The following is a 25,241-nucleotide window of genomic DNA, read 5'->3' as shown; positions in this document are numbered from 1 at the left end:
GTAGCGCCTTATCGGGAGCGGGCTATTGTGGTTAACCACAATAGCCGGGACAGTTTCTTTGGCACAATATCCAAATAGACAAATAATAAAGTTTTTTAAAAAACCACTGAGGAGACAAAAATGCAACTGCCGCAAATGAAAACCCTGTTCGTCGCGCTGTGCGCAGCCATCGGCGCCACCGCCGGCGTCCACGCCTATGCACAGGCCCCCATCGTCATCAAGTTCAGCCACGTCGTCGCCACCGACACGCCGAAAGGCCAGGCCGCCGAGCGCTTCAAGCAGTTGGCCGAAAAAGCCACCAACGGCAAGGTCAAGGTCGAACTCTACCCGAACAGCCAGCTGTACAAGGACAAGGAAGAACTCGAAGCCCTGCAGCTGGGCGCCGTGCAGATGCTGGCGCCGTCGCTGGCCAAATTCGGCCCGCTGGGCGTGAAGGAATTCGAAGCGTTCGACCTGCCCTATATCTTCCCCACCAAGACGGCGCTGTATAACGTCACCGAAGGCGAGATCGGCAAGAGCCTGCTGAAAAAGCTGGAACCCAAGGGTATCACGGGCCTGGCCTACTGGGACAATGGCTTCAAGGTGATGTCGGCCAACAAGCCGCTGCACAACCCGGCCGACTTCAAGGGCCTGAAAATGCGCATCCAGTCGTCCAAGGTGCTCGATGCGCAGATGCGCGCGCTGGGCGCCAATCCGCAGGTGCTGGCTTTCTCGGAAGTGTATCAGGCGCTGCAGACGGGCGTGGTCGACGGCACGGAAAATCCGCCATCGAATATGTACACGCAAAAGATGCATGAAGTGCAAAAGCACGTGACCGTGTCCAACCACGGTTACCTGGGCTATGCCGTCATCGTCAACAAGAAATTCTGGGATGGCTTGCCGCCCGATATCCGCACGCAGCTGGAAAAAGCCATGCGCGAGGCGACCACGTTTGAAAAAGCCATCGCCCAGCGCGACAACGACCAGGCCCTCGAGGCCATCAAGAAAGCGGGCAAGACGCAGATCTACACGCTGACGGTGCAGGAGCAGGCCGAGTGGCGCCGTGCGCTGGCACCCGTGCAGAAAGCCATGGAAGCGCGCATCGGCAAGGAACTCATTTCCGCCATCAACAAGGAAAGCGCGAAGTAAGCCAGCACTGGCCGAAGTAAGCGTTTGCTTGCGCCATTGGGCGCAGCAGGCAGGGGCCACGCCCCTGTCGTTTCGCATGACTGGTCCCGGCGCGTCCTGCGCGGGGACTGTTGCGTACCTGCAGCTTTTTGAAAGTCCACCATGAAATTTCTGGATCACCTGGAAGAGTGGCTGATCGCGACCCTGATGGGCGCCGCCACCTTCATCATCTTCGTGGCGGTCGTGCACCGCTACCTGGCGGGTCTGCCCATCCCAGGCCTGCAAGACTTCTTGATTCAAATCAATACCAGCTGGGCCCAGGAACTGTGCATCTACATGTTCGTCTGGATGGCCAAGTTCGGTGCCGCCTACGGCGTGCGCACCGGCATCCACGTGGGCGTCGACGTCCTGATCAACCGCATGAACCCGCGCTGGCGCGACCGCTTCATCGTCTTCGGCCTGGCCGCCGGCGCCCTGTTTACGGGCATCGTGGGTACCCTGGGCGCCAGCTTCGTGTGGTCGATCGGCCACACGGACCAGACCTCGGCCGACATGGAAGTGCCGATGTGGCTGGTCTATCTGGCCGTGCCGCTCGGTTCCTACCTGATGTGCTTCCGTTTCCTGCAGGTGATGGTGCATTTCATCAAGACGGGCGCCTTGCCAAAACACGACCACTCGCACGTCGAGGGCCTGGAAGACGAACTGACGGCGGAAGAAAAAGGAGCCAAGGCATGAACGCGCTGATTATTTTTGTGCTGCTGCTGGCGCTGATGCTGACCGGCATGCCGATCTCCATCTCGCTGGGCCTGACGGTACTGACCTTCCTGTTCACCATGACCAGCGTGCCCATCGAATCGGTGGCCCTGAAGATATTCACGGGCATCGAGAAATTCGAGATCATGGCCATCCCGTTTTTCATTCTGGCGGGCAACTTCCTCACGCATGGCGGGGTGGCGCGGCGCATGATCAACTTCGCCAGCTCCATGGTCGGCCACTGGCATGGCGGCCTGGCGCTGGCCGGCGTGATGGCGTGCGCGCTGTTTGCCGCCGTTTCCGGCTCCAGCCCCGCCACCGTGGTGGCGATCGGCTCCATCATCTTGCCGGCCATGGTCAAGCAGGGCTATCCGCGCGGTTTCGGCGCCGGCGTCATCACGACTTCGGGCGCGCTGGGCATTTTGATTCCGCCGTCGATCGTGATGGTGATGTATTCCGTCAGCACGAATACGTCCGTGGGCAAGCTGTTCATGGCGGGCGTGATTCCCGGCATGATGCTGGCCATGCTGCTGGGCCTGACCACCTGGTTCCTGGCGCGCAAGCACAACTATCCGCGCATGCAGAAGGCCAGCTGGGGCGAGCGCTTCGTCACGTTCAAGAAAAGCGCCTGGGGCCTGCTGCTGATCGTCATCGTCATGGGCGGCATCTATTCGGGCGCCTTCACGCCCACGGAAGCGGCCGCCATGGCTGCCGTGTACGCCTTCTTCATCGCCGTCTTCGTCTACAAGGACTTGAAGATCAAGCAAGTGGGCAAGGTCTTGCTCGATTCGGCCGCCATGTCGGCGATGCTGTTGTACATCATCACGAATGCCGTGCTGTTCTCGTTCCTGATGACCAGTGAAAACATCCCGCAAGCGATGGCCGAATGGATCACGGGCAAGGGCCTGGGCGTGATCAGTTTCTTGCTGGTGGTCAACGTGCTGTTGTTGTTGGCTGGTAACGTCATGGAACCATCGTCCATCGTGCTGATCATGGCACCGATTTTGTTCCCCGTCGCCATGAAGCTGGGCATCGACCCTGTGCACTTCGGCATCTTGATCGTGGTCAACATGGAGGTCGGCATGTGCCATCCGCCCGTGGGTTTGAACCTGTACGTGGCGTCCGGCATCACGAAGATGGGCATTTCCGAACTGACCGTGGCCGTCATGCCATGGCTGCTGACGATGCTCGCTTTCCTGGGCCTGATCACCTACGTACCACAGATCTCGCTGTGGCTGCCAAATTTAATTTACAGTTAAAGTATCTGGCCCCGTCATGGCGCAAAAAAAATCGATCCTGCCGATTAAATGCGCTATGATGGGCGGCCTTGCGGGGAAACGCGCATAAGCATATGTGCTCCGGTAGCAAGGCTGAAACACCGGATTGGCTGCAGAGTTGGTGGGGGAGTGGTCCATAAAAACGGTATTGATACCGGGGATATATTGAGGAGACACACGTTTCACAGAAGTTGTTGAGTCATCGCTGCGTGCGGCCACAAGCCGGTACCGGCGGACCCAAACGACCGGGAACGTGAAGCAATATTTGAAGCGCACCGCTTGGTGCGCTTTTTTTTCGTGCGCGCGAAACGTCCGCCGACGACCCGGCAGACGGTGCATAATCCTCCCGGAGCGCCCTGGTGCCGCTTCCTGGTTGTATATTTGCCACACTTGAGTATTGATTAGCTGATGAAAAAACAACAGGGCAGTGAACTGTTCAGTGCCATCGTGGCCGCGCCGTTCGGCGCCATGGGCGTGCGCGTGCAGGGCGGGCAGGTATGCGAACTGGTCTACCTGCCGCCGCACTTCGACGAGAAGGCGCCGCAGGATGCCGTCTCCGAGCTAGCGTGCCAGCAACTGGCGCGCTATTTCCGCGATCCCGACGCGCGATTCGACTTGCCGCTGGCCGAAGCGGGCAGCGCCTTCCAGCAACGCGTATGGGCGGCGATCGCCGCCATCCCGCGCGGCCAGGTGCGTACGTATGGCGACGTGGCGCGCTTGATCGGCTCGGCGCCGCGCGCCGTGGGCCAGGCCTGCGGCGCCAACTGGTTTCCGGTGCTCATACCCTGCCATCGCGTGACGGCCGCCGGCGGGCTGGGCGGCTTTGCCCACCACGACGACGCCACCGGTTTCCACCTGGGCGTCAAGCGCTGGCTGCTGGCGCATGAAGGCGTGGCGGCCTACCGATGATGAACAGCCTGCTGGCGCCCGACAACGCGACCCTGATCGATGAATTCTGCGACAGCCTGTGGCTGGAAGACGGCCTGTCGAAAAACTCGCTCGATGCCTACCGGCGCGACATGCGATTGTTCGCCCGCTGGCTGGAAGTGGCGCGGCCCGGGCGCGACGGCCTGTACGAGGTGTCCACGGCCGACATCGAAGCATATTTCGCGGCCCGCCACGACGAGAGCAAGGCGACGTCGTCGAACCGGCGGCTGTCCGTGCTCAAGCGCTTTTACCAGCTGGCTTTGCGGCACCGGCATATCGCGGCGGACCCGTGCCTGAAGATGGTCTCGGCCAGGCAGCCGGCGCGCTTCGTGCACACCCTGAGCGAGGCGCAGGTGGAGGCGCTGCTGGCGGCGCCCGACGTAAGCACGCCGCTGGGCCTGCGCGAGCGCACGATGCTGGAACTCATGTATGCGAGCGGCTTGCGCGTGTCGGAACTGGTGGACTTGCAATCCGTGGAGCTGAGCCTGAACGACGGCGTGCTGCGCATCACGGGCAAGGGCAGCAAGACGCGCCTGGTGCCGTTCGGCGAGCAGGCGCGGCTGTGGATAGAACGCTACCTGAAGGAGGCGCGCGGCGTCATCCTCGACGGCCAGATGGATGACGCGCTGTTCGTCACGCGGCGCGGCGGCGCCATGACGCGGCAAATGTTCTGGGTCATCATCAAGAAACACGCGCTGCAGGCGGGCATTACGGCGCCCTTGTCGCCGCACACCCTGCGCCATGCGTTCGCCACGCATTTGCTCAACCATGGGGCGGACTTGCGTGTCGTGCAACTTTTGCTTGGGCATTCAGATATCTCTACCACGCAGATCTACACGCATGTGGCGCGCGAGCGCTTGAAATTGCTGCATGCACAGCACCATCCGCGAGGCTAAACATAGGGCGTTTGCCGCAACTGCGTCATAATATGTGTTATGCGTTTATCTGTAACATCAAAAAACTGAAGAGGTAGTTAATGGCCAAGACAAATTTCCAATACGAAAAACGGCAAAAAGAGCTGGAAAAGAAGAAGAAGGCCGAAGAGAAAGCCAGGCGCAAGCTGGAAGCGAAGAACAATCCCAAGCCGGCCGATGGCAGCGAGGGCGATGAGCCGGAAGCGGACGACGCCGACCCTGATGCGGCCGCCGAAGGCGACGCGCCTGCCCAGCCGCAGTAGTTCCCCGTTCCTGACGACCGGTGCGGCCTCGCCGCGCCGGCATTGCCTCATTTGACCTTCCCCCTTATAAGCTCGGCCGTTGGCCGATGGCCAGTTGCAGCTGCGTGCTGGCCAGCGCCACATCGGCGCGCGCCTGCAGATAGCCCTGATACGCGTCGTCGGCCGAACGCTGCGCCGCCAGCCATTCCAGCAGCGAGGCATTGCCTTTGACGTAGGACAGGCGCATGCCGTCGACCACCTTTTGCGCATCGACCAGCACGCCGTCGCGGTAGCGCGCCAGCCGCTCCTGCGCCGAGCGCAGCTGCAACTGTGCCGTGCGCACTTCCGTTTCCGCCTTCAGTTCCGCCTGGCGCAAGGCCAGCATCGCCTGCGTCACGCCCGCTTCCGCCTGCACCACGTCGCCCTGGTCGCGCCGCGACAGCGGAAGCGGGATGGCCAGCGAGATCGAGAGCGCGCGCGACCGGGGCGAGCCATCCACCGGGTCGCCATGGGCATCGATGCCATCGCGGTAGCCGCGCGCGGCGGACAAGCCCAGCGTGACCGTGGGATCGACGGCGCGGTTGGCGCGCACCAGCGCGGCGCCGTCGCGCAGATTGTCCAGCGTGGCGCGGGCGATGCGCACGTCGCTGCGCTCGCGCAGCGCCTGCGGTACCAGCATGCTCGTGTCGCCGCCCGCCAAGGCGCGCAGGTCGCAGGCCAGCTGCGCGTCGGGGAACAGCGCGTCGAACTGGCGTCCCAGCGGCGGCGACAGCGCCAGCATGGCGCTGTCGGCCTCGCTGCGCGCCTGCGCCAGTTCGGCCTGGAACTGGTCGCGTTCGACGCGCGACTGCAGCAGTTCGATGCCGCCCACGTCGCCCGCCTTGCGCCGCACGGCATTCGCCTCGACCACCTTCGACAGGGCCGCCATGGTCTGCTCCTTGCGCCGCACGACTTCGCGCGTGCGGCACGCTTGCGTGAACGCGGCCGCGGCGGCGCCATATAGTTCGCTCCTGAAGCCTGCCACGGTTTCCTCGACCAGCGTGACATTGCTGTGCGCGGCTTTTAACCGTGCGGCGCGCTTGCCGCCCGTCTCGATGGCCATGCTGATGGCCGGGGTCCAGGTGACGGGGCGGTGCTCGATCGAGCGCGGCGTCTCGCGCGCGGCACCCAAGGTGAATTCGGGATCGGGGCGCAGGCCGGCGATGCCGATGCCGGCCTTGGCCGAACCGATGTTTTCCTGCTGCGCCTGCAGTTCCAGGCTGTGCGTTTCCACGGCAGCCAGGTAGGCGTCGAAGCTCAGGGGCGCGGCGATGGCGCATGGGGCAAGCAGCCAGGCCGCCAGGAACAAATTAAAACGTGTCATGTGCTTCTCCATCCAGGGGGCCACGGCGCGCGGCCTGGCGCGCCTCGATCAGGTAATACAGGGCCGGCAGCAGCAGCAGGGTGAGCGCCGTGGCCGTGACCAGCCCGCCCACCACGACGGTGGCGAGCGGGCGCTGCACGTCGCTGCCCAGGCCCGTCGCCAGCATGGCCGGCGTCAGGCCCAGGGCGGCGACGGTGGCCGTCATCAGCACGGGGCGCATGCGGTCGCGCGCGCCTTCGAACACCGCGTCGCGCAAGCTCCGGCCCTCCGCAGCGCGCAGGCGGTTGATCTGCGCCAGCATCAGCACGGCGTTCAGCACCGCCACGCCGAACAGGGCGATGAAGCCTACCGCGCTCGACACGTTCAGGGTCATGCCGCGCAGGTGCAGCGCCGCCAATCCGCCCAGCATGGCCAGCGGCACGGCCAGCAGCACCAGGGCGGGCTGGCGCAGGTTGCGGAACTGGCCGAACAGCAGCAAAAACATGGCGCCCAGGGTCATCGGCAGGATCAGGGCCAATCGGCTTTGCGCGCGCTGCAGGTTTTCGAACTGGCCGCCCCATTCGACGGCGATGCGCTGGTGGTCATAGCCGACCTTCTCTTCCAGCAGCGGGCGCGCCTCGGCCAGGAAGCCGGCCAGGTCGCGGCCCCTGGCATTCAGGCGCACGATGATGTGGCGCCGGCCCATCTCGCGCACGATCACGCTTTCGCCCGAGGTGGTGCTGATGGCCGCCACCTGCGCCAGCGGCACTTTGGCGCCGTTGGCGGCCGTCAGCATCAGGTTGGCGATGGCATCCGGGCTGGAGCGCACTTCATGTGGGAAGCGCACGGCGATGTCGTAGCTTTTCTCGCCCACGTACACCTGGCCGATGGGCGCGCCGCCGATGCCGGTGGAAATCAGGTCGGCCACGTCGGCCGCGTTGATGCCGTAGCGGGCCGCCTTGGCCCTGTCCAGCTCCACCTTCAGGTTCGGCAGGGGCGGCTCGACGTCCACCGCCACGTCGGAGGCGCCGGGGACAGTCTTCAGAACATTCGCCACCTTGCCGGCAATGCGCCGCACTTCATCGAGGTCGTCGCCGAACACTTTTACCGTCAGGTCGCTGTGTGCGCCCGACAATTTATCCTGCACGCCGTCGATCATCGGCTGCATGAAGGCGACCGTGAGGCCGGGCATGCGCGCGAAGCGCGCGTTCATTTTCGCGATCAGCTGCTGCTTGTTCATGCCCGATTTCCAGCTTGCATAGGGATGCAGGCCCACGCTGGCCTCGATGTGCGATGGCGTCCAGTAGTCGGTGCCGTCGTCGTTGCGCCCCGTCTGCGTGACGATGGTCGACACTTCCGGGAATTCCAGCGCGGCGCGGCGCAAGTCGCTGGCCATCTCGGACGCCTTTTCCAGCGTGATGCCGGGTGGCATCTGCACCTGCAGCCACAGCGAGCCCTCGTCGAGGTAGGGTAAAAAATCGCGGCCGATGCTGCCGCCCAGCAGGGCCAGGCCCGCCAGCGAGGCGGCGCACACCATCGCCACCCAGCGCTTCCTGCCCACCATGCGCTCGAGGAAGCGGCCGTACGCGCCCGCCAGCTTGTCCAGCGCGCGGTTATGGAAGGTGCGGCGCGGCTTGCGCAAGGCCAGCCAGGCCAGGCCCGGTATCAGCACCAGGGCCACCACCAGCGCCCCCGCCAGCGCCGCGCCCACCGCATAGGCCATCGGCGAGAACAGCTTGTATTCGATGCGCTGGAAGGCGAACAGGGGCAGGTAGGCGGCGATGATGACGGCCATGCCGAACATGATGGGGCGTGCCACCTGCAGGGTCGCCTCGATGGCGTCGTGCATGCTCAGCGGGCGCTCCTGCTCGCGTTCGCGGCGGCGCAGTATGTTTTCCAGCACCACCACGGAACCGTCGACGAGGATGCCGAAGTCGATCGCCCCCAGCGACAGCAGATTGGCGGGAATTTTAAAATGGTGCATGAAGATGAAGGCGATCAGCAGGGCCAGCGGGATCGTCAGCGCGACGATGGCGGCCGCGCGCGGGCTGCCCAGGAACAGCAGCAGCACCAGGGCGACGAGCAGCATGCCTTCGCCGAGGGTAAATCCGACCGTGTGCAGGGTGGCGTCGATCAGCGAGCTGCGGTCCAGGTAGGGCACCACCTTGACGTCCTGCGGCAGCAGGTTCTCGTTCAGCTCCTTGACGGCCGCATGGATGCCGGCCAGCGCCTCGGACGGATTGAAATCCTTCAGCAGCAGGGTGATGCCTTCGATGGTGTCGGGGTTGCTGTCCTTGCCGAGGATGCCGCGCCGCTCCACGTTGCCGTAATCGAGCCTGCCCAGGTCCTTCACCAGCACCGGCACGCCATTCTTCGCCGTCACCACCACGTTGCCCATGTCGTCGAGCGTATGCAGCAGGCCCACGCCGCGCACCACGTACGATTGCTGGCCGCGGTCGATCATGCTGCCGCCGCCGCTGACGTTGTTGGCGTTGATGGCATCCTTCACCTGCGCCAGCGACAGGCCATAGCTGTCCAGCTTTGCGGGCTCGAGTTCCAGCATGAATTGCGTCGTCAGGCCGCCGAAATTGCTGACGTCGGCCACGCCGCGCACTTTCTGCAGGCGCGGGATGACGGTCCAGAACTGCAGCTCGGACAGTTCGCGCAGGCTGCGCGTTTTCGATTCCAGCGTGTAGCGGTAGATCTCGCCCGTGGGCGAAGTGTAGGGATCGAGCCCCGGTTTGGCCTGGTACGGCAGGGTCACGCTGGCGAGGCGTTCCTGCAGCCGCTCGCGCGTGAAATAGCCGTCGCTGCCGTCCTCGAAGACCACGGTGATCAGCGACAGCGCGAACAGGCTGCGCGTGCGCAGCACGTGCATGCCGGGCGTGCCGAGCAGGGCCCGTTCCAGCGGAATCGTGATCTGCTGCTCGATTTCTTCCGCGCCCAGGCCCGGCACCTGCGTGACGATCTGCGAAGTGACGTCGGCGATGTCGGGGTACGCTTCGATGGGCAGCTGCCTCCAGCTATGGATGCCGTACAAGGTGACGAACAGCAGCACCAGCCAGACGATGCCGCGGCGCTTGAAGCAGGTGGCGATGAAACGGTCAATCATTGAGCAGCACTCCTTCCTTGACGATGATGCGTTCGCCCGCCTTCAGGCCGGAGATGATTTCCACCTGGTCCTGCAGGCTGGCGCCGACCTGCACCACGCGCGGCTCGAAGCGCAGCGGGCTGCGCTCGACCATCACTTTCGTAGACAGGCCGCTTTGCAGAAGGGCCGTGGCCGGCACCATCACGGCGCGCCGGGTGGCACCGGCAAAGCCCGCGTGCGCGAACATGCCGGGCTTGAACTTGCCGCTGCGGTTGTCGATGGCCACGCGCACCTTGACCGTGCGTGTCTCGCCATCGAGCACGGCGCCGATGTAGGCGACCTTGCCCTCGAATGCCTGGCCAGGCCAGGCGTCGAGCGTGATACGGGCAAGCTGGCCGACGGCCATTTGCGCCAGGTCTTTTTCGGCCACGCTGGCAGACAGCCACACGCTGGACAGGTCCGCCACCGTCATGACAGGCTCGTTGATATCGTTCCAGTAGCCGCCTTGTGCGCCATTCATCTCGATCACCGTGCCGGCGATCGGCGAACGCAGCGCATACTCGCGGCGCGATCGGCCGGCGCCGGCGCCGGCACCGTACTGGGCCAGCTTGTCGGCGCTGGCATGCGCATCGCTGCCGGCCTGGTCGAAGGCCGCCTGCGCCGCCTCGTAATCCTTGCGCGCGGCGATGTCCGCCTCGAACAGGGTCTTCTGGCGCTCAAGTTCCTGGCGTGCTTGCAGCAGGGCGGACCTGGCCTTGCTGTCGTCCGCATGCGCGGCGCTCAGTTCAGCCGAGTCCAGCGTGAACAACACCTCGCCCGCCTTGACGCTGTCGCCCAGCTGTCGCCGCAGGCGCGTGATGCGTCCCGGTAGCGGCGGCGTGACCTTGACCAGCTTTTCCGGCATGGCTTCGATGCTGCCCGGCGCGCTGGTCTGCACGGCAATCTGCTGCTCGGCCACGGCGGCCACCTGCAGGCGCTGGCGCAGCGGCGACGTTTTCGACACCGTGATGGTGCCGTCGTCCTGGTGCGTCGATTGGGCGGCGGGTGCGGCCGCTTCGGTCTGTCTGGCACAGCCCGCGAAGGCGGTGCAGGCGAAAGCGAGGACGCAGCAGGCGCCCCGCTTGAGAGGGGTGGTCGAGTTCATCCTGTGATTCCTTCTTGTCGATGTAGATAGGGGCATGCGTGGATGCCGTGCCCAAGCGGGCAGTAAGAGGGGCGCTGCGGCGGTGTCGTTGCAGCGCCCCGAAAGCATAGCAATGTCGCCCTGAAGAAGTTCCCAAGAACGCCTGAATCATTCTTCAGGTTCGGTCGCAGCGTGGCCCGGCGCGTTAAAATGCGCGCATGGAAAACGCACGGCGCGACGAAAGGCAGGCATGAGAATCCTCCTGGTGGAAGACGACCGCAAGGCGGCGCGCCTGCTGGCGCGCGGCTTGCAGGAAGAAGGCTTTGTGGTCGACGTGGCGCATAGCGCCGAGGAAGGCGAGGACGAAAGCTACGCCGTCGATTACGACTTGATCGTGCTCGACTGGATGTTGCCGGGCAAGCAGGGCATCGATTTTTGCCGCGATCTGCGCGCGCGCGCCATCCAGACGCCGATCCTGATGCTCACGGCGCGCGACGCCACGGCCGACAGGGTGGCGGGCCTGAACACGGGCGCCGATGATTACCTCACAAAACCGTTCGAATTCGAGGAACTGCTGGCGCGCATCCGTGCCCTGCTGCGCCGCTCCGACATCAGCCGCCCGCTGGTGCTGGCGCTGGCCGACCTGTCGCTCGATCCCGTCAGCCACCAGGTCACGCGGGGCGGTGCGCCGCTGGTGCTCACGCCCAAGGAATATGCGATTCTGTTGATCCTGCTGCGCCAGGCGGGCGAAGTGGTGAGCCGCGCGCGCCTGGCCGAGCAGATCTGGCAGGCGGACCTGATCGGCATCGATAACCTGATCGACGTCCATGTGCGCAACCTGCGCGGCAAGGTCGATGCGGCGGGGCTGCCCCAGCTGATCCATACGGTGCGCGGACGCGGTTTCCGCCTGGCGGAAAACAACGGTGGCTAGCTTTCGCAAGCGCCTGCTGCGGGTGCACCTGGCCGTGATACTCGCCATCGTCGCCTGCACGGCGCTGGCCGGCTATTGGGGCCTGTCGCGCGCCGTGCGCGGCCAGCTCGACGCGGCCCTGCTGGCGCTGGCCGAAACGGAAATGGCCATGCTGCCGGCCGCGCCGCGCCAGCCGGTGAGCGTGCATGAGGTGGCACCGGGGCAGGCGCCGCCATCGCTGACGCGCCTCGACCGCCTGGTGCAGATCATCGATGGCGAGGGACGTGTGCTGGCGCGCAGCCGCAACCTGGAGGCGGCACAGCTGCCGGCGCCGCCGACCCTGCTGGCGCACCTGGCCGCCGGCGACACCGTGTTTGAAACCCTGCCCAAGTTCGGCGAGGAACCGCTGCGCATGGTATCGGTTCCCGTACCGTCATCCGGCGGCCGGCTGGCGGTGCAGGTGGCCGGTTCGCTCGACGACGTCAATCACGTGCTGGCGTCGGCCACCCTGCTGTTCGCGGCGATGGCGCTGGCGTTGCTGGCGGCCGTGGGGCTGGCCGGCGAAATGCTTGCGCGCCGCGTGCTCGGCGCGATCGACGACGTGGTGCGGCAGGCCCACTCGATCGGCGAGGCCAGCCTGCACCAGCGCCTGCCGCATCCGGGCACGCCCGACGAGATCGGGCGCCTGGTCGATACCCTGAACGCCATGCTGGACCGCCTGGAACATGGCTACGATGCGCAGCGCCGCTTCACGGCCGATGCTTCGCACGAGTTGCGCTCGCCCCTGTCGCGCCTGCGCACCGAGATCGAGATCACGCTGCGGCGCCCGCGCGAGGCGCCCGAGTATGTCGCTGCGCTGGGATCCTGCCTCGATGAAGTGCAGCGCCTGACCACGCTGGTGGAGGAATTGCTGATGCTCACGCGCCTGGACGTGGGGCAGGAGCGCAATGCCGTGGAGACGGTCGAGCTCAATCCGCTGGTGCGTGCGGCCGCGCAGCGCCTGCAAGGCGTGGCGGCGGAACGCGGCATCCGCATCGTGCTTGACGATGCCGCGTCCGTCAGCGCCAGGGTGGCGGCCGGCCCGGTGGGCCTGGTGCTGGCCAACCTGCTTGACAATGCCGTGAAATTCTCTCCGCCCGACAGCATCATCACCGTGTACTTGTCGCGTGATGGCGGCGATGCCTTGCTTGGCGTGGCCGATGCAGGAGCCGGCATCGGCGTCGAGGACTTGCCGCACCTGTTCGAACGCTTTTATCGCGGCGCCAGGGCGCGCGCGGGCGAGGCGCCCGGCTTCGGACTGGGGCTGGCCCTGTCGCAGGCGATCGTGCACGCATATGGAGGGCGCATCGAGGCGCTGAACCGGCCCGGCGGCGGGGCCCTGTTTACCATCCGCCTGCCCGCCTCAGAGTGAGGGCGCGACGCCCTCCCAGCGCACCTGCCGCACCTGCGGCCAGGCGCCCGCGCGGTTGACGAAGCGGCCCAGCACGGCGCGCTGTACGGCCGGGCAAAGCACCATGGCGATCAGCTGCACCACCTGCCGCGCCGCATCCCAGGTGCGCAGCATCTGCGACGGCGCCAGGCCGGCGCTGCGCAGTTCGGCCAGCAGCAGGCGCACCACGTGATCGGCCTGCGCGGCGGGACAGGTGACGGTCAGGCGGTAGGTGGTCACGGCAGCCTGGCGCGGCGCGGCAGGCTGGACGAGCCATTTGAAAAATTTCATCATACCCCCCGCTCGGCGACAAATTCCGCGTTGTTGACCAGCGCCCAGCGCACGGCCGAGACGCTGCCTTCCAGGCTCACCTGGCTGACGATCTGCTCCAGCAATCCCAGGCTGGAGGCGGGCGTGAGCAGGTCGGCCCGCACTTCGATGCGCCCGGCCTGCGGCGCATCCTCGCTGTGCAAGGACTGCAGCATCAGCGCCGGCATGCCGCTGATCAGGCCCAGCATCAGCTTGCGCACTTGCACTTCCTGCTCCGCCTCGCACACGGCCGTGACCCGGTAGATGCTTTCCGTCTCGATGCCCGCTTCGCCGCCGTGGGCGTTGATGCGCTGCGCCAGATGGCGCAGCACCAGGTTGGCGACCAGGACAAAAGCCGTGCCGATGGCCGCCTCCAGGGCAAAGCCCAGGCCGCACAGCACGCCGATGGCGGCCGAGCACCACAGCGTGGCGGCCGTGTTCAGGCCGCGCACCGTCATCCCTTCGCGCATGATGACGCCGGCGCCCAGAAAGCCGATGCCCGACACCACTTGCGCGGCGATGCGCAGGTGGCCATCGGGATCGCCTTCGAGCACGGAGACCATCACGAACAGCGAGGCGCCGACGGACACCAGCGCGTTCGTGCGCAAGCCCGCCATGCGCTGGCGCAGCTGGCGTTCGGCGCCGATCATGGCGCCCAGGGTCAATGCCGCGGCAACGCGCAGCGCAAAATCAAATACCACCATCAGTTTCTCCCGGCTGGGGAGGAACAGGCGAGTGCAAGGGCGAAGAAAATCCGCCCGCAAGGGGGCAGCAGACGATAACGGTGGAACGATGAGGAGGGAAGTGGCGGCGAATGGACATCGCCGCTGGTAAAACCGCACCTTGCCGAGGGCAGGGCGGGCGGAATGCGCGCGTCTTGCCTAAGGCCGATCGCCGATGGTCAATCGACTACTGTCACTGGAACAAGCACCCACGAGTCACTCCATATCATTGATAACGGGAGACAGTCTAGCCAGTGGGGCCGCTTTGGTCAACTGAAGCTCTCTTCAGGAAGCCGCCGCGTCGTCCCCGCCAATGCGGGGACGGTGAAGGCGACCGGTCAATCAGTGGGCGTGTGCCTTGCCATCGTCGGCGGATGCAGCGTGCGCATGCGCATCGTCGCCGCCGCCGAAGAAGCGCGCGGCGCGCTTGCCCAGGCTGTCGAGATAGGTGTAGGCGACGGGCACCACCACCAGCGTCAACAAGGTCGAGGTGATGACGCCGCCGATGACGGCGCGGCCCATCGGCGCCTGCGACTCGCCGCCGTCGCCCATGCCGATGGCCATCGGCAGCATGCCGAAGACCATCGCCAGGGTCGTCATCAGGATGGGGCGCAGGCGTACCTGTCCCGCTTCCATCAGCGCCTCGAACTGCCCCAGCCCTTCGCGCTGGCGCTGGTTGGTGAAGTCCACCAGCAGGATGGCGTTCTTGGTCACCAGCCCCATGAGCATGATGAAGCCGATCACGGAGAAGATGTTCAGGGTGCTGCCCGTGATCAAAAGGGCCAGCAGCACGCCGATCAGGGACAGCGGCAGCGACACCATGATGGCGATCGGCTGCAAGAAGCTGCCGAACTGCGAGGCCAGCACCAGGTAGATGAAGATCACCGCGATGCCGAGTGCCATCATCGCGCCGCCCATGGTCTCGGCCATCTGCTGCGCATTGCCGGCCACGTCGAAGCGCACGCCGGGCGGCAGGTCGATGGACTTGATGGCCTTCTGCACGTCGGCGTCCACGTCGCCCGCGGGACGGCCCTGCACGCCCGCATAGATGGCGACGCGGCGCTGCAAGGCCTGGCGTTTCAGTACCTGCGGACTGGACGAGGGCACGAATTCGACCACCTGGCGCAGCGGTATCATGATCGGCTTGCCGTTCGCGTCAAGCTTGCTCGAGGCCAGCGCCAGGTCGGCCAGGTCGGCCACTTTCTGCCGGCCCGATTTGGGCAACTGCACGTTGACGTCGTAGTTCTGTCCGTCGGACGCCAGCCAGTGGCTGACCGTGTCGCCCGCCACGAAGGGGCGCAGCGCGGCGCCGATCTGCTGCACCGACAACCCCAGGTCGCTGGCCAGTTCGTTGTTGATCTTCACGGTGGTCGACGGATTGGCGCCTTCCTGGCTGTACTCCATGTCGGCCAGGCCCTTGATGGTGCGCATCTTGTCCATCAGGGTGTGCGCCACGGCATCGAGCTTGCCTTCGTCGGTGCCGAGGATGGCGATGAAGATGGGACGCTGGCCGACGGACAGGGTGATGCCGGCGATCGGCGCCAGGCGTTCGCGGATCAGTTTTTCCAGTTCCTGCTGCGAGCGGCGCTTGTGCGTCTTGATGTCCGTCAGCTTCAGGTTCACTTCGGCCGTGTTGCGGCCGTCCTGCGTGCCCACGTTGGCCACCAGGCTGTCGATCTCGGGAAATTCCTTCAGGGCCGCCTCGATCTGGCGTACCTTGGTATCCGTGTATTCGAGGCTGGAGCCGACGGGCGTCTTGAAGCGCAGGTTGACCCAGCCCTGGTCCGTCTCCGGGAACATTTCGCCGCCTATCATGGGCACGAGCATCAGGCTGCCCACGAACAGCGCCACGGCCGTGGCCAGTGTGGTCTTGCGCCAGCGCAGGGCCATGGCCAGCACCCTGCCGTACCAGACGTGCAGACGGTCGATGCCCGTTTCGATCCAGGCCATGAAGCGGCCCAGCCACGGCGCGTACTTGAAGCGGTCCTTGACGGGGTCGCGCCAGACGGACGACAGCATGGGGTCGAGCGTGAAGCTGACGAACAGGGAGACGAGCACGGCGACGGCCACGGTGATGCCGAACTGCAGGAAGAAGCGGCCGATGATGCCGTCCATGAAGGCCACGGGCACGAACACGGCGACGATGGCGAACGTGGTGGCCATCACGGCCAGGCCGATTTCGTTGGTGCCGTCGTTGGCCGCCTTGTAGTGGTTCTTGCCCATGCCCAGGTGGCGCACGATGTTTTCGCGCACCACGATGGCGTCATCGATCAACAGGCCGATGCACAAGGACAGCGCCATCAGGGTCAGGAAGTTCAGGGTGAAGCCGAAGGCCTTCATGGCGATGAAGCTGGCCAGCACGGAAATCGGCAGGGTCAGGCCCGTGATGATGGTCGAGCGCCACGAGTGCAGGAACAGGAAGACGATCACCATGGTCAGCACGGCGCCTTCGATGATGGTGCGCTTGACGTTATTGAGCTGGCTTTGCACGCGCTCCGATTCGTCGTCCAGCACGCGCAGGGTAATATCGGGCGGCAGCGTCTTTTGCAGGTCCGCCGCCACTTTCAGGATGCCGGTGCCCACTTCGACCACGTTGGCGTCCTGCACCTTGGTGATTTCCATGGTCACGGCCTGCTGGCCGTTCATGCGCGAGATCGACAGTTCCTCCTGCTCGCCATCGACGACGGTGGCCACCTGGTCCAGGTAGACGGGGCCGATGGCGCGGCGCGCCACGATGATCTTGCCGAATTCGCGCGCATCCTTGATCTTGCCTTCCACGCGCACCAGCTGTTCGGCCGCGCCATGGCTGATGGAGCCGGCCGGCAAATTGGTATTCGTCGCCTGGATGGCGCGGATGACCTCATCGACGCCGATGCCCTGGGCATTGAGTTCGACCGGTTTCATGCTGATGAGGATCTGGCGCGCGCGCAGGCCGCGCAGCTTGACCTGCCCCACGCCGGCCACGCCCTGGAAGCGCTTGCTGATGATCTGCTCCGTCATGGTCGACAGCGAGCGCAGGTCATGCCCGGTGGATGTGAGCACGATGGTGGCGATGGGGCGCTCGTTGTCGCCTTCGGCGCGGGCGATGAACGGATCCTTGGCCTCTTTCGGGAAGCGTGGGCGCACCAGCGCCACCTTGTCGCGCAGGTCCTGCATGGCCTTGTCCATGTTCGTCGACAGCTCGAATTCCAGGTACACGCCGGCGCGTCCTTCCCACGAGTTGGCGCGGATGGTCTTGATGCCGCTGACGGTGTTGACGGCGTCCTCGATGGGGCGCGTGATGTCGTTTTCCACCGCCTCGGGCGAGGCGCCCGGGTAGTTTACTTCGATGGCGGCGAACGGGAACTGCACGCTGGGCATGCTTTCCACGCCCAGGCCCCGGTAGGAAAAGATGCCCAGCACCATCAGCGCCACCATGACCATGGTGGCGAAGACGGGATTCTGTATGCTGACTTTGGTCATCCACATGGCTTAATCCTTCCGTGCCAGCACGGCCGCTGCTGCGGCAGGGGCGGCGGGCGTACCTGGCTGCGCCGCGAAGCTCACGCCGTGTCCCGGCTTGACGCCATCGAGTTTGGCGACGATGACTTTTGCGCCCGGCACCAGGCCGGACTTGACCTCGGCGTAGCCTTCGTCCTCGTTGCGCAAGCCCAGCGTGACGGGCTGCGCGACGACCTTGTTGTCCACCAGCGCATACACGACGGGTCCCTGCTTTTCATTGCGCACGGCGCTCAAGGGCACCAGCGGCGCCACGGGCGAGCGCTCGGTGACGATGCTGCCCTTGGCGAACATGCCGCCGCGCAGCGCGCCGTCGTTGTTGTCGACGGCGATATACACGAGCATGGCGCGCGAGCCGTTCTCGGTGGTGGGGTTGATGCGCGTGACCTTGCCGGCGAAGTCGCGCGCGCCAAAGCCGTCGACCTTGAAGTGCACGTCCTGGCCGATCTTGATGCGCGGGATCTCCGCGCTGGGCACGGGCGCTTCCAGGGTCAGCTGGGCCAGGTTGACGATGGTATACACGGGCATGTCGGGCGAGACTTTTTCGCCCGCCTGCAGGTGGCGCTTGCTGACGATGCCCGACATGGGGGCACGGATGACGGTATCGGCCAGCGCGATGCGGGCGATGTCGAGCAGGGCGGCGTTCGACTTGACGCTGGCGCGCGCCAGGTCCACCGAGTTTTGCGTCGTGTCATAGGCCGTCTGCGAAATGTACTTTTGCTTGAGCAGGGCCTGGCTGTTGGCTTCATTCTTGGCGGCCATCGCCAGGCGCGCCTGCGCTTCGTCGAGCATGGCTTGCTGCTGCGTCAGGCGGGCGCGCTGGTCGGCCGCGTCGAGGCGCACGAGGATTTGCCCGTTGGCTACTTGCTGGCCTTCCTGCAAGGTCGTTTCATGGATCACGCCCGAGACCTTGGCCTTGATGGTGGCCTGGGTCAGCGGCGCGAGCGAACCGGACAGGGGCAGGCTGATGCTGAGGGCGCGCGCATCGATGGCAGCCACGTCGCCCTGCGCCAGCTCATGCACCGGCGTTTTTTCCTGCTCCTTCTTCGTGCTGGCCTGGACGGCGGCGGCCTTGGCCGCCTGTTGCCTGGATTGCATCACGGTCCAGCCGCCGCCCGCCAGGCCCAGCACGACCAGGATCAGTACGGGGGTGCGCCAGCGCCGGCTACGCTTGGCGGCAAGAGGGGAGGCGGGGGGCAGGGTCTCGTTTTTCATAGGTTTTTTAGTCAGGAGCGGCGCAGGGGTTCGGCGCCAGGTCTCGGTGCGGACCCGGCCACTGTCTGGCCGGGGGAATTCGGGTAGCGTAGCGCCGTGGCGGCCACAGGCGGCACGCCTGCCGCTGCGGTCGTTCACGGCGATACGCATGTTGCTACTTTATGAAGTTTCAAGGGCGGCAGCCATCGTCATGCGACAGAGTGCACAAAAACGGGGATGGAATGCAAAAAATGGGGGGCAGGAGCGGGCGGTCCGCTTGCCCGGCCAAGGGCAGCCTAGTTGATGTTGCCCAGGAGTTTGATGCGTGCCAGTACCTGGCCATGGTCCGATGCCTGCGGCAAGGCTTGCAGCAAGTGATCGTTGAGATAAATGACGTCAAGCACCATGCCGATGGCACGCGGCGAGGCCGGGTGGAAGTGCTCGGAGACGAGGATGTGGTCGATCGTCATGTAGCTGCTGTCGTGGATATTCGTGTAGCCCACATGGCGCAAATAGTCCTGGCGCAGCTGGATGGCATTGCCGTCGTACAGGCGCTCGCGCATCTCCGGCATGTCGCCGTGCGGCGCGCACGGTGCGCCCGCCCCCATGACGATGGAAGTCGTCACGGCATTGGCGATATCGTTGAAGTCGCCCAGCACGATGCGCGGACGGCCGTTGCGGCCCAGTTCGCTCACCAGCACGCGCAGGGCCACCGCTTCCGCCCCGCGCCGCTGCAGCGAGCGCAGATTGGCCAGCGCGTACGCCAGCGCATCGCCGCCATCGCCATGGCGGTAGTCGGGGCGGCGCGATTTCAGGTGCACCACCACCACGTCGGTCAGTTGTCCTCCGGGCAACATCACCTGTACGTGCAGGGGCGCGCGCGCAAAGCGGCACGGATGGTCGTCGGCGGGCACGCTGACGCCGGCGGGAAAGCTGGCATGGGCCACGCCGGGGCCGGCCAGCGGCAGGCGCGACACCAGCGCCACCGTGGGCAGCATGCGTCCGCCGGCATCGATCGCATCGTAGCCGGCCTGCGTGGCTTCGCGGTAATGGCGCGTGCGCGCCAGCACGTCGCGCAGGGCCGCCTGCGAGAAAATTTCCTGGAAACCGATCACGTCGGCGTCGAGCAGGTCGATCTGCCGCGCCGTCCATTCCGCCTTGGCCTCGTATTGCGCCGGGCTCAACGGTTCCAGGTTGTCATACAATTTCGCCCCGGCGGGCGCCAGGTTGCAGACATTGAATGTGGCAAAGCGGATTTCTTCCTGCATAATTAGCACTCCTCACTGAACGATCAGCGTATCACGCATGGCTAAAAAAGAGCATATTTCCGAAACCCAGGCGACGCAGCTGCTGCGCAAGCATCAAGTGTCCTTCGATGAACACCCGTATCCGTACGAGGAGCACGGTGGCACCAGCGTCTCGGCGCGCGAATTGAACGTGCCGGAACATGCGGTGATCAAGACCCTGGTGATGCAGGACGAGGCGGCCAAGCCGCTGATCGTGCTCATGCATGGCGATTGCAAGGTGTCGACCAAGAATTTGGCGCGCGGCATCGGCTGCAAGTCCGTCGAACCGTGCAAGCCCGAGGTGGCGCAGCGCCATTCCGGCTACCTGATCGGCGGCACCTCGCCGTTCGGCACCAGGAAGGCCATGCCCGTGTATGTGGAGCAATCGATCCTGGAGTTGCCACGCATCTACATCAATGGCGGACGGCGCGGTTTCCTCGTCTCGCTGGCGCCGCAGGTCTTGCTCGACTTGCTCAAGGCCAAGCCGGTGCAGTGCGCGCTGCAGGATTAAGAAAACCGGACGCCGCCCTGTCCCAGGACAGGGCGCTGGTGTATATTCTGCTGCGCCAGCCTCGACGCTGGTGTCATAAACACAATAAAGGGAAGAAATGAATCCAGTAATCACAACCGTGGCAATGACAGTGGCCGCTTACTTGCTCGGCTCGATATCGTTTGCCGTGGTGATGAGCAAGGTCTACGGCATTGCCGATCCGCGCACCTATGGCTCGAAGAATCCGGGCGCCACCAACGTGCTGCGCAGCGGCAACAAGGGCGCGGCCATCATGACCCTGCTGGGCGATGGCGCCAAGGGCTGGCTGGCCGTATTCCTGGCCGACCATTTTGCCGGTGCCCTGGGCGTGGGCGACACGGCCGTGGCCCTGGTCGCCATCGCCGTCTTCCTCGGCCATCTGTGGCCCGTGTTCTTCCGCTTCGTCGGCGGCAAGGGCGTGGCCACGGCCCTCGGTGTGTTGCTGGGGATCAATCCCTGGCTGGGCCTGGCGACCCTGGCCACCTGGCTGATCATCGCCTACGCGTTCCGCTATTCCTCGCTGGCGGCCCTGGTGGCGGCCCTGTTCGCCCCGTTTTACTATGGCTTGCTGTTCGGCGTCGATCCCATCTTGCTGGCCGTCATCGTCATGAGCGTGCTGCTGGCCTACCGCCACAGCCAGAACATCGCGAATTTGCTCTCTGGCAAGGAAAGCAAGATCGGCGGCAAGAAGGATGCGGCCAAGGCGCCCGTCAAGAAAAAGTAAGCGCTTGATTTCCCGCGGCCCGCACGCATATGCTGTGCTTGCGGCGCCGCGCGGTGCGGCCGCCACCGACCCGCGCAAAGGCTGCCCACCATGAGTTCCTCTCCCGTCACACCCACCCCTATCCGTATCGATTTCGTTTCCGACGTTTCCTGCCCCTGGTGCGTGATCGGCCTGAAATCGCTGGAACAGGCGCTGGACAAGCTGGACGGCACCGTCCAGGCCGAGATCCACTTCCAGCCCTTCGAGCTGAACGCCAACATGCCGCCCGAAGGCGAGGATATCGGCGAACACATCGCCCGCAAATACGGCTCCACGCCGGAACAGATGGCGCAGTCGCGCGAAGCGATCCGCGCGCGCGGCGAGCAGCTGGGCTTTACCTTCGCGATGGACAAGCGCGGGCGCATCTATAACACCTTCGATGCGCACCGTCTGCTGCATTGGGCCGCCCTGCAAGGGCGCCAGAAGGAACTCAAGATGGCGCTGTTCGATGCGTATTTCACGCAGGGGAAAAATCCGTCCTCGCATGAAGTGTTGCTGCAAGTCGCGGGCGACGTGGGGTTGGATACCGTGCAAGCGGCCGAAGTGCTGGCATCGAACGCCTACGCCGACGAGGTGCGCGCGCAGGAGCAGTTCTACCAGCAGAACGGCATCAATTCCGTGCCCGCCGTCATCATCAACGAGCGCCACCTGATTTCCGGCGGCCAGCCTCCCGAAGTGTTTGAACAAGCCTTGCGCCAGATCATCAGCGGCGCTTAGGTCGGGTGCCAATGGCGCGCGCCATGGCAGACTTTTTGCGCTACACTCGGCGCAGAGGGAGGATAGTCAAATGCCAACAGCCAGCTGGAATGGCGCCGTCATCGCGCAAGCCACCGATGCGCAGGTGCAAGTCGTTGAAAACAATGTATATTTTCCTTTGTCGGCGGTGAAGCAGGACTACCTGCGTCCCAGCAGCCACACCAGCATCTGCCCGTGGAAGGGCACGGCCAGCTACTACGACCTCGTCGTCGATGGCCAGACGAACGCCAACGCCGCCTGGTACTACCCCCAGCCCAAGGATGCCGCCAAGCAAATTGCCGGCCACGTCGCCTTCTGGCGCGGCGTCAGCGTCGAGCCCTGAGCCGACTCCCCCCGATTTTCCGACCATTCACACAGAAAGCAGACGATGGATCTACGCCTCGCCGTGTACCAGCTCGCCTCGGCCCATGCGCTCGATGCCCAACAAACCCGGCAGTTGCAGGACGTGGCCGGCTTCCAGCGCGCACCGGCGCGCCTGGCCCACTGGCTGCCGCGCGGCGTGGCCGTGCTGGGCGCCGCCTTGCTGGGCATGGGACTGATTTTCTGGGTCGCCGCCAACTGGGAAGACCTGGGCCGCATGGGCCGTTTTGCGCTGCTGCAAGGCGTGTTCGCCGCCGCCTGCGTGGGCGCGTTTGCCGTGCCCAAGGCGCGCGTGCCCTTGCTGCTGCTGGCCTTGCTGGCCATCGGCGGCCTGTTCGCGTATTTCGGCCAGACCTACCAGACTGGGGCCGATCCGTGGCAATTGTTCGCGCTATGGGCCGTGCTGGCGCTGCCGCTGTGCCTGGTCGCGCGCAGCGACGTGCTGTGGACGCCGTGGATGCTGATCTTCTCGACGGCCGCCGCCCTGTGGATGCAGGCGCATGCGCACCACAGCTGGCGCATCGATTCGGCCGATCTGGGCATTTTCGTCAGCGGCTGGCTGGCCGTGCTGCTGGCGTGCGCGTTCGTGTCGCCTTTGCTGGCGCGCTGGACGGGCGCGGGCAGCTGGGCCTTGCGCCTCGGCCTGGTGCTGGCCACCATCCTCATCACGGGCGCGGCTGTCAGCGCCCTGTTCGGCAGCGAGGTCGGGTCTCCGTACTGGGCGGGGCTGGTCTTGCTGGCCATCGCCGGGGCGGTGCTGGCCACGCGTCAGTTCTTTGACGTGTTCGGCCTGAGCGCCGTGGCGCTGGGCCTCAACACCCTGCTGGTGGGGGGGCTGGCGTACGTGCTGTTCAACGGTGGCGGCGGCAGCGAGGTGGGCAAGCTGATCATGCTGGGCCTGGTCGCCGCCGTGCTGCTGGCGCTGACCGTGCAAGGCATCTTGTGGCGCGCGCGCCAGGAGGCGGCATGAGCGGCATGCATACGCAGCGCAACGATGCGCTCGATACCCTGATCGCCGACGCCACGCGCACGGGTCTGCTGCCGTCTGGTGCCAGCCGGCCCGAGCAGGATGTGCGGCCGTGGCCGCTGGTGCTGATGACGGCTTTCGGCGCCTGGCTGGCCGCCATCCCCCTGGTCGTGGCGCTGGGCGTGGGCCTGGAAAGCGTGGTGCGCCACGGTCCCGGCGCGTACGTCGTGGCCGCCATCGTGCTGGTGGCAGCCGTGTTGCTGATCCGCATGCGCGGGGTTGCCCTGTTCGTCGAGCAGCTGGCCGTGCCCTGCCTGCTGGTGGGCGGCGGCTTGCTCGGTTATGCGCTGTTCCGCGACTGGTCGGCGCAGATGGCTTCCTTGCTGCTGTGTCTGGCTTGCCTGCTGGTGGCCGCCGCCTTGCCGCGCGACTGGCTGCGCGTGCTGCTGGGCGTGGTCGCCTGCGGCTTGCTGGCGCTGGGCACCATCGACAGCGGGCGCGACTGGATTTTCGAGAACGATCCCACGCAGCTGTACCTGGCCTGGATGCTGGCCCTGGCCCTGTGGCTGGCCGCCCACTGGCTGCAGAAGCAGGCCTTCAATGATGGCCGCGGCGCGCCCATCGCCGCCTTCCTGGAATCGCTGTCGACGGGCTGGGTGCTGGCGATCCTGCTGGGACTGGCCTTCTGGTCGGGCATGACCTTCATGCTGGGCGCCAGCGCGGGCGGCGGTTTCGTCGGCGAAGTGACGCGCGAATTGACCCGGCAGCGGGCGGGCAGCTGGTATGCGCAGGCATTGAACGCGGTGTCGCTGGTGCTGGCCGTGGCGGCGGCCGTCTGGATGGGCTGGCGCTGGCCGGCGCTGCGCCAGCTGCCCGCCATCGGCGTGGCCCTGGTGCTGATCGTGCTGGCGTGGTTCATGCCGGCGCTGGGACCCGTGCTGCTGGTCCTCGCGTATTGCCTGACGAGCGGGCGCGCGCGCGTGGCCGTGGCGGCCGCGCTGGCGGCGGCGTGGATCATCGGCAGCTTTTATTACCAGCTGGCCTGGCCGCTGGCCAGCAAGGCGGCGCTGCTGGCCGTCGCCGGCGCGCTGCTGTGCGCGCTGTCGTGGCTGGCCACGCGCGGCGCCGTGCTGCACCTGGTGGAAAGTAAACCATCGGCCGTGGCGGTCCAGAGCCGCCATGTCCGTCTCGGCGTGCTGGGCGGCTTGCTGCTGGTGCTGCTGGTCGCCAATGTCGGCATCTGGCAGAAGGAGCAGCTGATCGCCAAGGGCGAACCTGTCTTCGTGGAACTGGCGCCCGTCGATCCCCGTTCGCTGATGCAGGGCGATTACATGCGCCTCAATTTCCAGGGCCTCGGCGTCCTGAGCACCCTGGCCAGCGTGGACAGGGCGCCGGGCCGGCCCCTCGTGGTGGCCCGGCGCGATGCGCGCGGCGTGGCCGAACTGCTGCGCCCGTACACCAGGGAGGCGCTGGCGCCCGGGGAATTCCTGCTCGAACTGACGCCGAAGGATGGCAACTGGGTGCTGGTCAGCGATGCCTGGTTCTTCAAGGAAGGCGAGGCGGCGCGCTGGGAAAAGGCCCGTTACGGCGAGTTCCGCGTGCTGCCCGATGGCCGCGCCTTGCTGGTGGGCATGCGTGGGGAAGATTTACAGGCGCTGTAGCCGCTTGATTGAACCAAGCCAATGGCAGAATCCGGGGGCGTACCCTGAGGGGACGACCCCAGCCTTTGTTCTTGGGGGGGC

At 65.6% G+C, this 25,241-nt stretch carries 22 protein-coding genes; 14 read left to right on the top strand and 8 right to left on the bottom strand.

Annotation, left to right across the window (positions count from 1 at the left end):
- Window positions 1–135 precede the first annotated feature (135 nt).
- The 6 genes from AC3RCJ_RS25155 (at window position 136) to AC3RCJ_RS25130 (ending at window position 5,241) form a co-directional block, all read left to right on the top strand.
- Complete coding sequence (locus tag AC3RCJ_RS25155; RefSeq protein WP_492959715.1) at window positions 136–1,128, top strand: TRAP transporter substrate-binding protein; 993 nt, start codon at window positions 136–138, stop codon at window positions 1,126–1,128.
- Window positions 1,129–1,269: 141 nt separating this feature from the next.
- A complete protein-coding gene (locus tag AC3RCJ_RS25150; protein WP_099409695.1) occupies window positions 1,270–1,842 on the top strand; it encodes a TRAP transporter small permease in 573 nt (190 codons plus the stop codon).
- Window positions 1,839–3,119, top strand: coding sequence for a TRAP transporter large permease (locus AC3RCJ_RS25145; RefSeq protein ID WP_492959664.1), 1,281 nt, complete (start codon window positions 1,839–1,841; stop codon window positions 3,117–3,119). The genes AC3RCJ_RS25150 and AC3RCJ_RS25145 overlap by 4 nt, the downstream gene beginning before the upstream one ends.
- 426 nt (window positions 3,120–3,545) lie before the next feature.
- Window positions 3,546–4,046: a methylated-DNA--[protein]-cysteine S-methyltransferase gene (locus AC3RCJ_RS25140; protein ID WP_492959662.1), complete on the top strand. Its 501-nt coding sequence runs from the start codon at window positions 3,546–3,548 to the stop codon at window positions 4,044–4,046.
- Complete coding sequence (gene xerD / locus AC3RCJ_RS25135; protein ID WP_492959660.1) at window positions 4,043–4,960, top strand: site-specific tyrosine recombinase XerD; 918 nt, start codon at window positions 4,043–4,045, stop codon at window positions 4,958–4,960. Before AC3RCJ_RS25140 ends, xerD begins: the two co-directional genes overlap by 4 nt.
- 80 nt (window positions 4,961–5,040) lie before the next feature.
- Window positions 5,041–5,241, top strand: a complete 201-nt coding sequence (locus AC3RCJ_RS25130; protein ID WP_492959658.1) for a hypothetical protein — start codon at window positions 5,041–5,043, stop codon at window positions 5,239–5,241.
- A gap of 64 nt (window positions 5,242–5,305) precedes the next feature.
- Here the strand turns inward: AC3RCJ_RS25130 and AC3RCJ_RS25125 are convergent, their stop codons facing one another.
- Genes AC3RCJ_RS25125 through AC3RCJ_RS25115 form a run of 3 tightly spaced genes read right to left on the bottom strand, consistent with a single transcriptional unit; the run spans window position 5,306 to window position 10,797 of the window.
- On the bottom strand, window positions 5,306–6,583 hold the full coding sequence (locus tag AC3RCJ_RS25125) for a TolC family protein (RefSeq protein ID WP_492959656.1): 1,278 nt from the start codon (window positions 6,581–6,583) through the stop codon (window positions 5,306–5,308).
- On the bottom strand, window positions 6,570–9,674 hold the full coding sequence (locus AC3RCJ_RS25120) for an efflux RND transporter permease subunit (RefSeq protein ID WP_492959654.1): 3,105 nt from the start codon (window positions 9,672–9,674) through the stop codon (window positions 6,570–6,572). The genes AC3RCJ_RS25125 and AC3RCJ_RS25120 overlap by 14 nt, the downstream gene beginning before the upstream one ends.
- Window positions 9,667–10,797, bottom strand: coding sequence for an efflux RND transporter periplasmic adaptor subunit (locus AC3RCJ_RS25115; protein ID WP_492959652.1), 1,131 nt, complete (start codon window positions 10,795–10,797; stop codon window positions 9,667–9,669). Before AC3RCJ_RS25115 ends, AC3RCJ_RS25120 begins: the two co-directional genes overlap by 8 nt.
- A 229-nt stretch (window positions 10,798–11,026) precedes the next feature.
- Between AC3RCJ_RS25115 and AC3RCJ_RS25110 the strand changes: the two genes are divergently transcribed.
- Window positions 11,027–11,707, top strand: coding sequence for a response regulator transcription factor (locus AC3RCJ_RS25110; RefSeq protein WP_492959650.1), 681 nt, complete (start codon window positions 11,027–11,029; stop codon window positions 11,705–11,707).
- Window positions 11,700–13,097 carry a sensor histidine kinase gene (locus AC3RCJ_RS25105; protein ID WP_492959648.1) on the top strand — a complete coding sequence of 466 codons (1,398 nt, stop codon included), beginning with the start codon at window positions 11,700–11,702 and terminating at the stop codon, window positions 13,095–13,097. The genes AC3RCJ_RS25110 and AC3RCJ_RS25105 overlap by 8 nt, the downstream gene beginning before the upstream one ends.
- Here the strand turns inward: AC3RCJ_RS25105 and AC3RCJ_RS25100 are convergent.
- The 5 genes from AC3RCJ_RS25100 to AC3RCJ_RS25080 all read right to left on the bottom strand — a co-directional run bounded on the left by AC3RCJ_RS25100 (window position 13,089) and on the right by AC3RCJ_RS25080 (window position 20,106).
- Window positions 13,089–13,409, bottom strand: coding sequence for a hypothetical protein (locus AC3RCJ_RS25100; RefSeq protein WP_492959646.1), 321 nt, complete (start codon window positions 13,407–13,409; stop codon window positions 13,089–13,091). The genes AC3RCJ_RS25105 and AC3RCJ_RS25100 overlap by 9 nt on opposite strands.
- Window positions 13,406–14,125: an MgtC/SapB family protein gene (locus AC3RCJ_RS25095; protein WP_492959713.1), complete on the bottom strand. Its 720-nt coding sequence runs from the start codon at window positions 14,123–14,125 to the stop codon at window positions 13,406–13,408. Before AC3RCJ_RS25095 ends, AC3RCJ_RS25100 begins: the two co-directional genes overlap by 4 nt.
- Window positions 14,126–14,488: 363 nt before the next feature.
- Window positions 14,489–17,614 (bottom strand): efflux RND transporter permease subunit, encoded by a 3,126-nt coding sequence (locus tag AC3RCJ_RS25090; protein WP_492959644.1) that lies wholly within the window; start codon window positions 17,612–17,614, stop codon window positions 14,489–14,491.
- A 3-nt stretch (window positions 17,615–17,617) separates the two neighbouring features.
- Entirely contained in the window at window positions 17,618–18,859 is a 1,242-nt protein-coding gene (locus AC3RCJ_RS25085; RefSeq protein ID WP_492959642.1) for an efflux RND transporter periplasmic adaptor subunit, read from the bottom strand.
- A 275-nt stretch (window positions 18,860–19,134) separates the two neighbouring features.
- Window positions 19,135–20,106: an endonuclease/exonuclease/phosphatase family protein gene (locus AC3RCJ_RS25080; protein ID WP_492959640.1), complete on the bottom strand. Its 972-nt coding sequence runs from the start codon at window positions 20,104–20,106 to the stop codon at window positions 19,135–19,137.
- A 37-nt stretch (window positions 20,107–20,143) separates the two neighbouring features.
- Here AC3RCJ_RS25080 and ybaK point away from each other — a divergent pair, with 37 nt between their 5' ends.
- The 6 genes from ybaK (at window position 20,144) to AC3RCJ_RS25050 (ending at window position 25,160) form a co-directional block, all read left to right on the top strand.
- Window positions 20,144–20,635 (top strand): Cys-tRNA(Pro) deacylase, encoded by a 492-nt coding sequence (ybaK, locus tag AC3RCJ_RS25075; protein ID WP_492959638.1) that lies wholly within the window; start codon window positions 20,144–20,146, stop codon window positions 20,633–20,635.
- A 97-nt stretch (window positions 20,636–20,732) separates the two neighbouring features.
- Window positions 20,733–21,377: a glycerol-3-phosphate 1-O-acyltransferase PlsY gene (gene plsY / locus AC3RCJ_RS25070; protein WP_232731198.1), complete on the top strand. Its 645-nt coding sequence runs from the start codon at window positions 20,733–20,735 to the stop codon at window positions 21,375–21,377.
- A 90-nt stretch (window positions 21,378–21,467) separates the two neighbouring features.
- Window positions 21,468–22,133 (top strand): DsbA family oxidoreductase, encoded by a 666-nt coding sequence (locus AC3RCJ_RS25065; protein ID WP_492959635.1) that lies wholly within the window; start codon window positions 21,468–21,470, stop codon window positions 22,131–22,133.
- A gap of 70 nt (window positions 22,134–22,203) precedes the next feature.
- Complete coding sequence (locus AC3RCJ_RS25060) at window positions 22,204–22,494, top strand: DUF427 domain-containing protein (protein WP_492959633.1); 291 nt, start codon at window positions 22,204–22,206, stop codon at window positions 22,492–22,494.
- Between the two features lie 45 nt (window positions 22,495–22,539).
- A complete protein-coding gene (locus tag AC3RCJ_RS25055) occupies window positions 22,540–23,502 on the top strand; it encodes a DUF2157 domain-containing protein (RefSeq protein WP_492959631.1) in 963 nt (320 codons plus the stop codon).
- Complete coding sequence (locus tag AC3RCJ_RS25050) at window positions 23,499–25,160, top strand: GDYXXLXY domain-containing protein (protein ID WP_492959629.1); 1,662 nt, start codon at window positions 23,499–23,501, stop codon at window positions 25,158–25,160. Before AC3RCJ_RS25055 ends, AC3RCJ_RS25050 begins: the two co-directional genes overlap by 4 nt.
- Window positions 25,161–25,241 lie beyond the last annotated feature (81 nt).

It is taken from the genome of Janthinobacterium sp. GW822-FHT07H11 (assembly GCF_058798615.1).
This window is presented reverse-complemented; position numbering and strand designations above follow the sequence as displayed.

Excerpts from the sequence above, each read along its gene's own strand:
- AC3RCJ_RS25155 (WP_492959715.1), top strand. The coding sequence starts at position 136 with ATGAAAACCCTGTTCGTCGCGCTGTGCGCAGCCATCGGCGCCACCGCC.
- AC3RCJ_RS25150 (WP_099409695.1), top strand. The coding sequence starts at position 1,270 with ATGAAATTTCTGGATCACCTGGAAGAGTGGCTGATCGCGACCCTGATG.
- AC3RCJ_RS25145 (WP_492959664.1), top strand. The coding sequence starts at position 1,839 with ATGAACGCGCTGATTATTTTTGTGCTGCTGCTGGCGCTGATGCTGACC.
- AC3RCJ_RS25140 (WP_492959662.1), top strand. The coding sequence starts at position 3,546 with ATGAAAAAACAACAGGGCAGTGAACTGTTCAGTGCCATCGTGGCCGCG.
- xerD (WP_492959660.1), top strand. The coding sequence starts at position 4,043 with ATGATGAACAGCCTGCTGGCGCCCGACAACGCGACCCTGATCGATGAA.
- AC3RCJ_RS25130 (WP_492959658.1), top strand. The coding sequence starts at position 5,041 with ATGGCCAAGACAAATTTCCAATACGAAAAACGGCAAAAAGAGCTGGAA.
- AC3RCJ_RS25125 (WP_492959656.1), bottom strand. The coding sequence starts at position 6,583 with ATGACACGTTTTAATTTGTTCCTGGCGGCCTGGCTGCTTGCCCCATGC.
- AC3RCJ_RS25120 (WP_492959654.1), bottom strand. The coding sequence starts at position 9,674 with ATGATTGACCGTTTCATCGCCACCTGCTTCAAGCGCCGCGGCATCGTC.
- AC3RCJ_RS25115 (WP_492959652.1), bottom strand. The coding sequence starts at position 10,797 with ATGAACTCGACCACCCCTCTCAAGCGGGGCGCCTGCTGCGTCCTCGCT.
- AC3RCJ_RS25110 (WP_492959650.1), top strand. The coding sequence starts at position 11,027 with ATGAGAATCCTCCTGGTGGAAGACGACCGCAAGGCGGCGCGCCTGCTG.
- AC3RCJ_RS25100 (WP_492959646.1), bottom strand. The coding sequence starts at position 13,409 with ATGATGAAATTTTTCAAATGGCTCGTCCAGCCTGCCGCGCCGCGCCAG.
- AC3RCJ_RS25090 (WP_492959644.1), bottom strand. The coding sequence starts at position 17,614 with ATGTGGATGACCAAAGTCAGCATACAGAATCCCGTCTTCGCCACCATG.
- AC3RCJ_RS25085 (WP_492959642.1), bottom strand. The coding sequence starts at position 18,859 with ATGAAAAACGAGACCCTGCCCCCCGCCTCCCCTCTTGCCGCCAAGCGT.
- AC3RCJ_RS25080 (WP_492959640.1), bottom strand. The coding sequence starts at position 20,106 with ATGCAGGAAGAAATCCGCTTTGCCACATTCAATGTCTGCAACCTGGCG.
- ybaK (WP_492959638.1), top strand. The coding sequence starts at position 20,144 with ATGGCTAAAAAAGAGCATATTTCCGAAACCCAGGCGACGCAGCTGCTG.
- plsY (WP_232731198.1), top strand. The coding sequence starts at position 20,733 with ATGAATCCAGTAATCACAACCGTGGCAATGACAGTGGCCGCTTACTTG.
- AC3RCJ_RS25065 (WP_492959635.1), top strand. The coding sequence starts at position 21,468 with ATGAGTTCCTCTCCCGTCACACCCACCCCTATCCGTATCGATTTCGTT.
- AC3RCJ_RS25060 (WP_492959633.1), top strand. The coding sequence starts at position 22,204 with ATGCCAACAGCCAGCTGGAATGGCGCCGTCATCGCGCAAGCCACCGAT.
- AC3RCJ_RS25055 (WP_492959631.1), top strand. The coding sequence starts at position 22,540 with ATGGATCTACGCCTCGCCGTGTACCAGCTCGCCTCGGCCCATGCGCTC.
- AC3RCJ_RS25050 (WP_492959629.1), top strand. The coding sequence starts at position 23,499 with ATGAGCGGCATGCATACGCAGCGCAACGATGCGCTCGATACCCTGATC.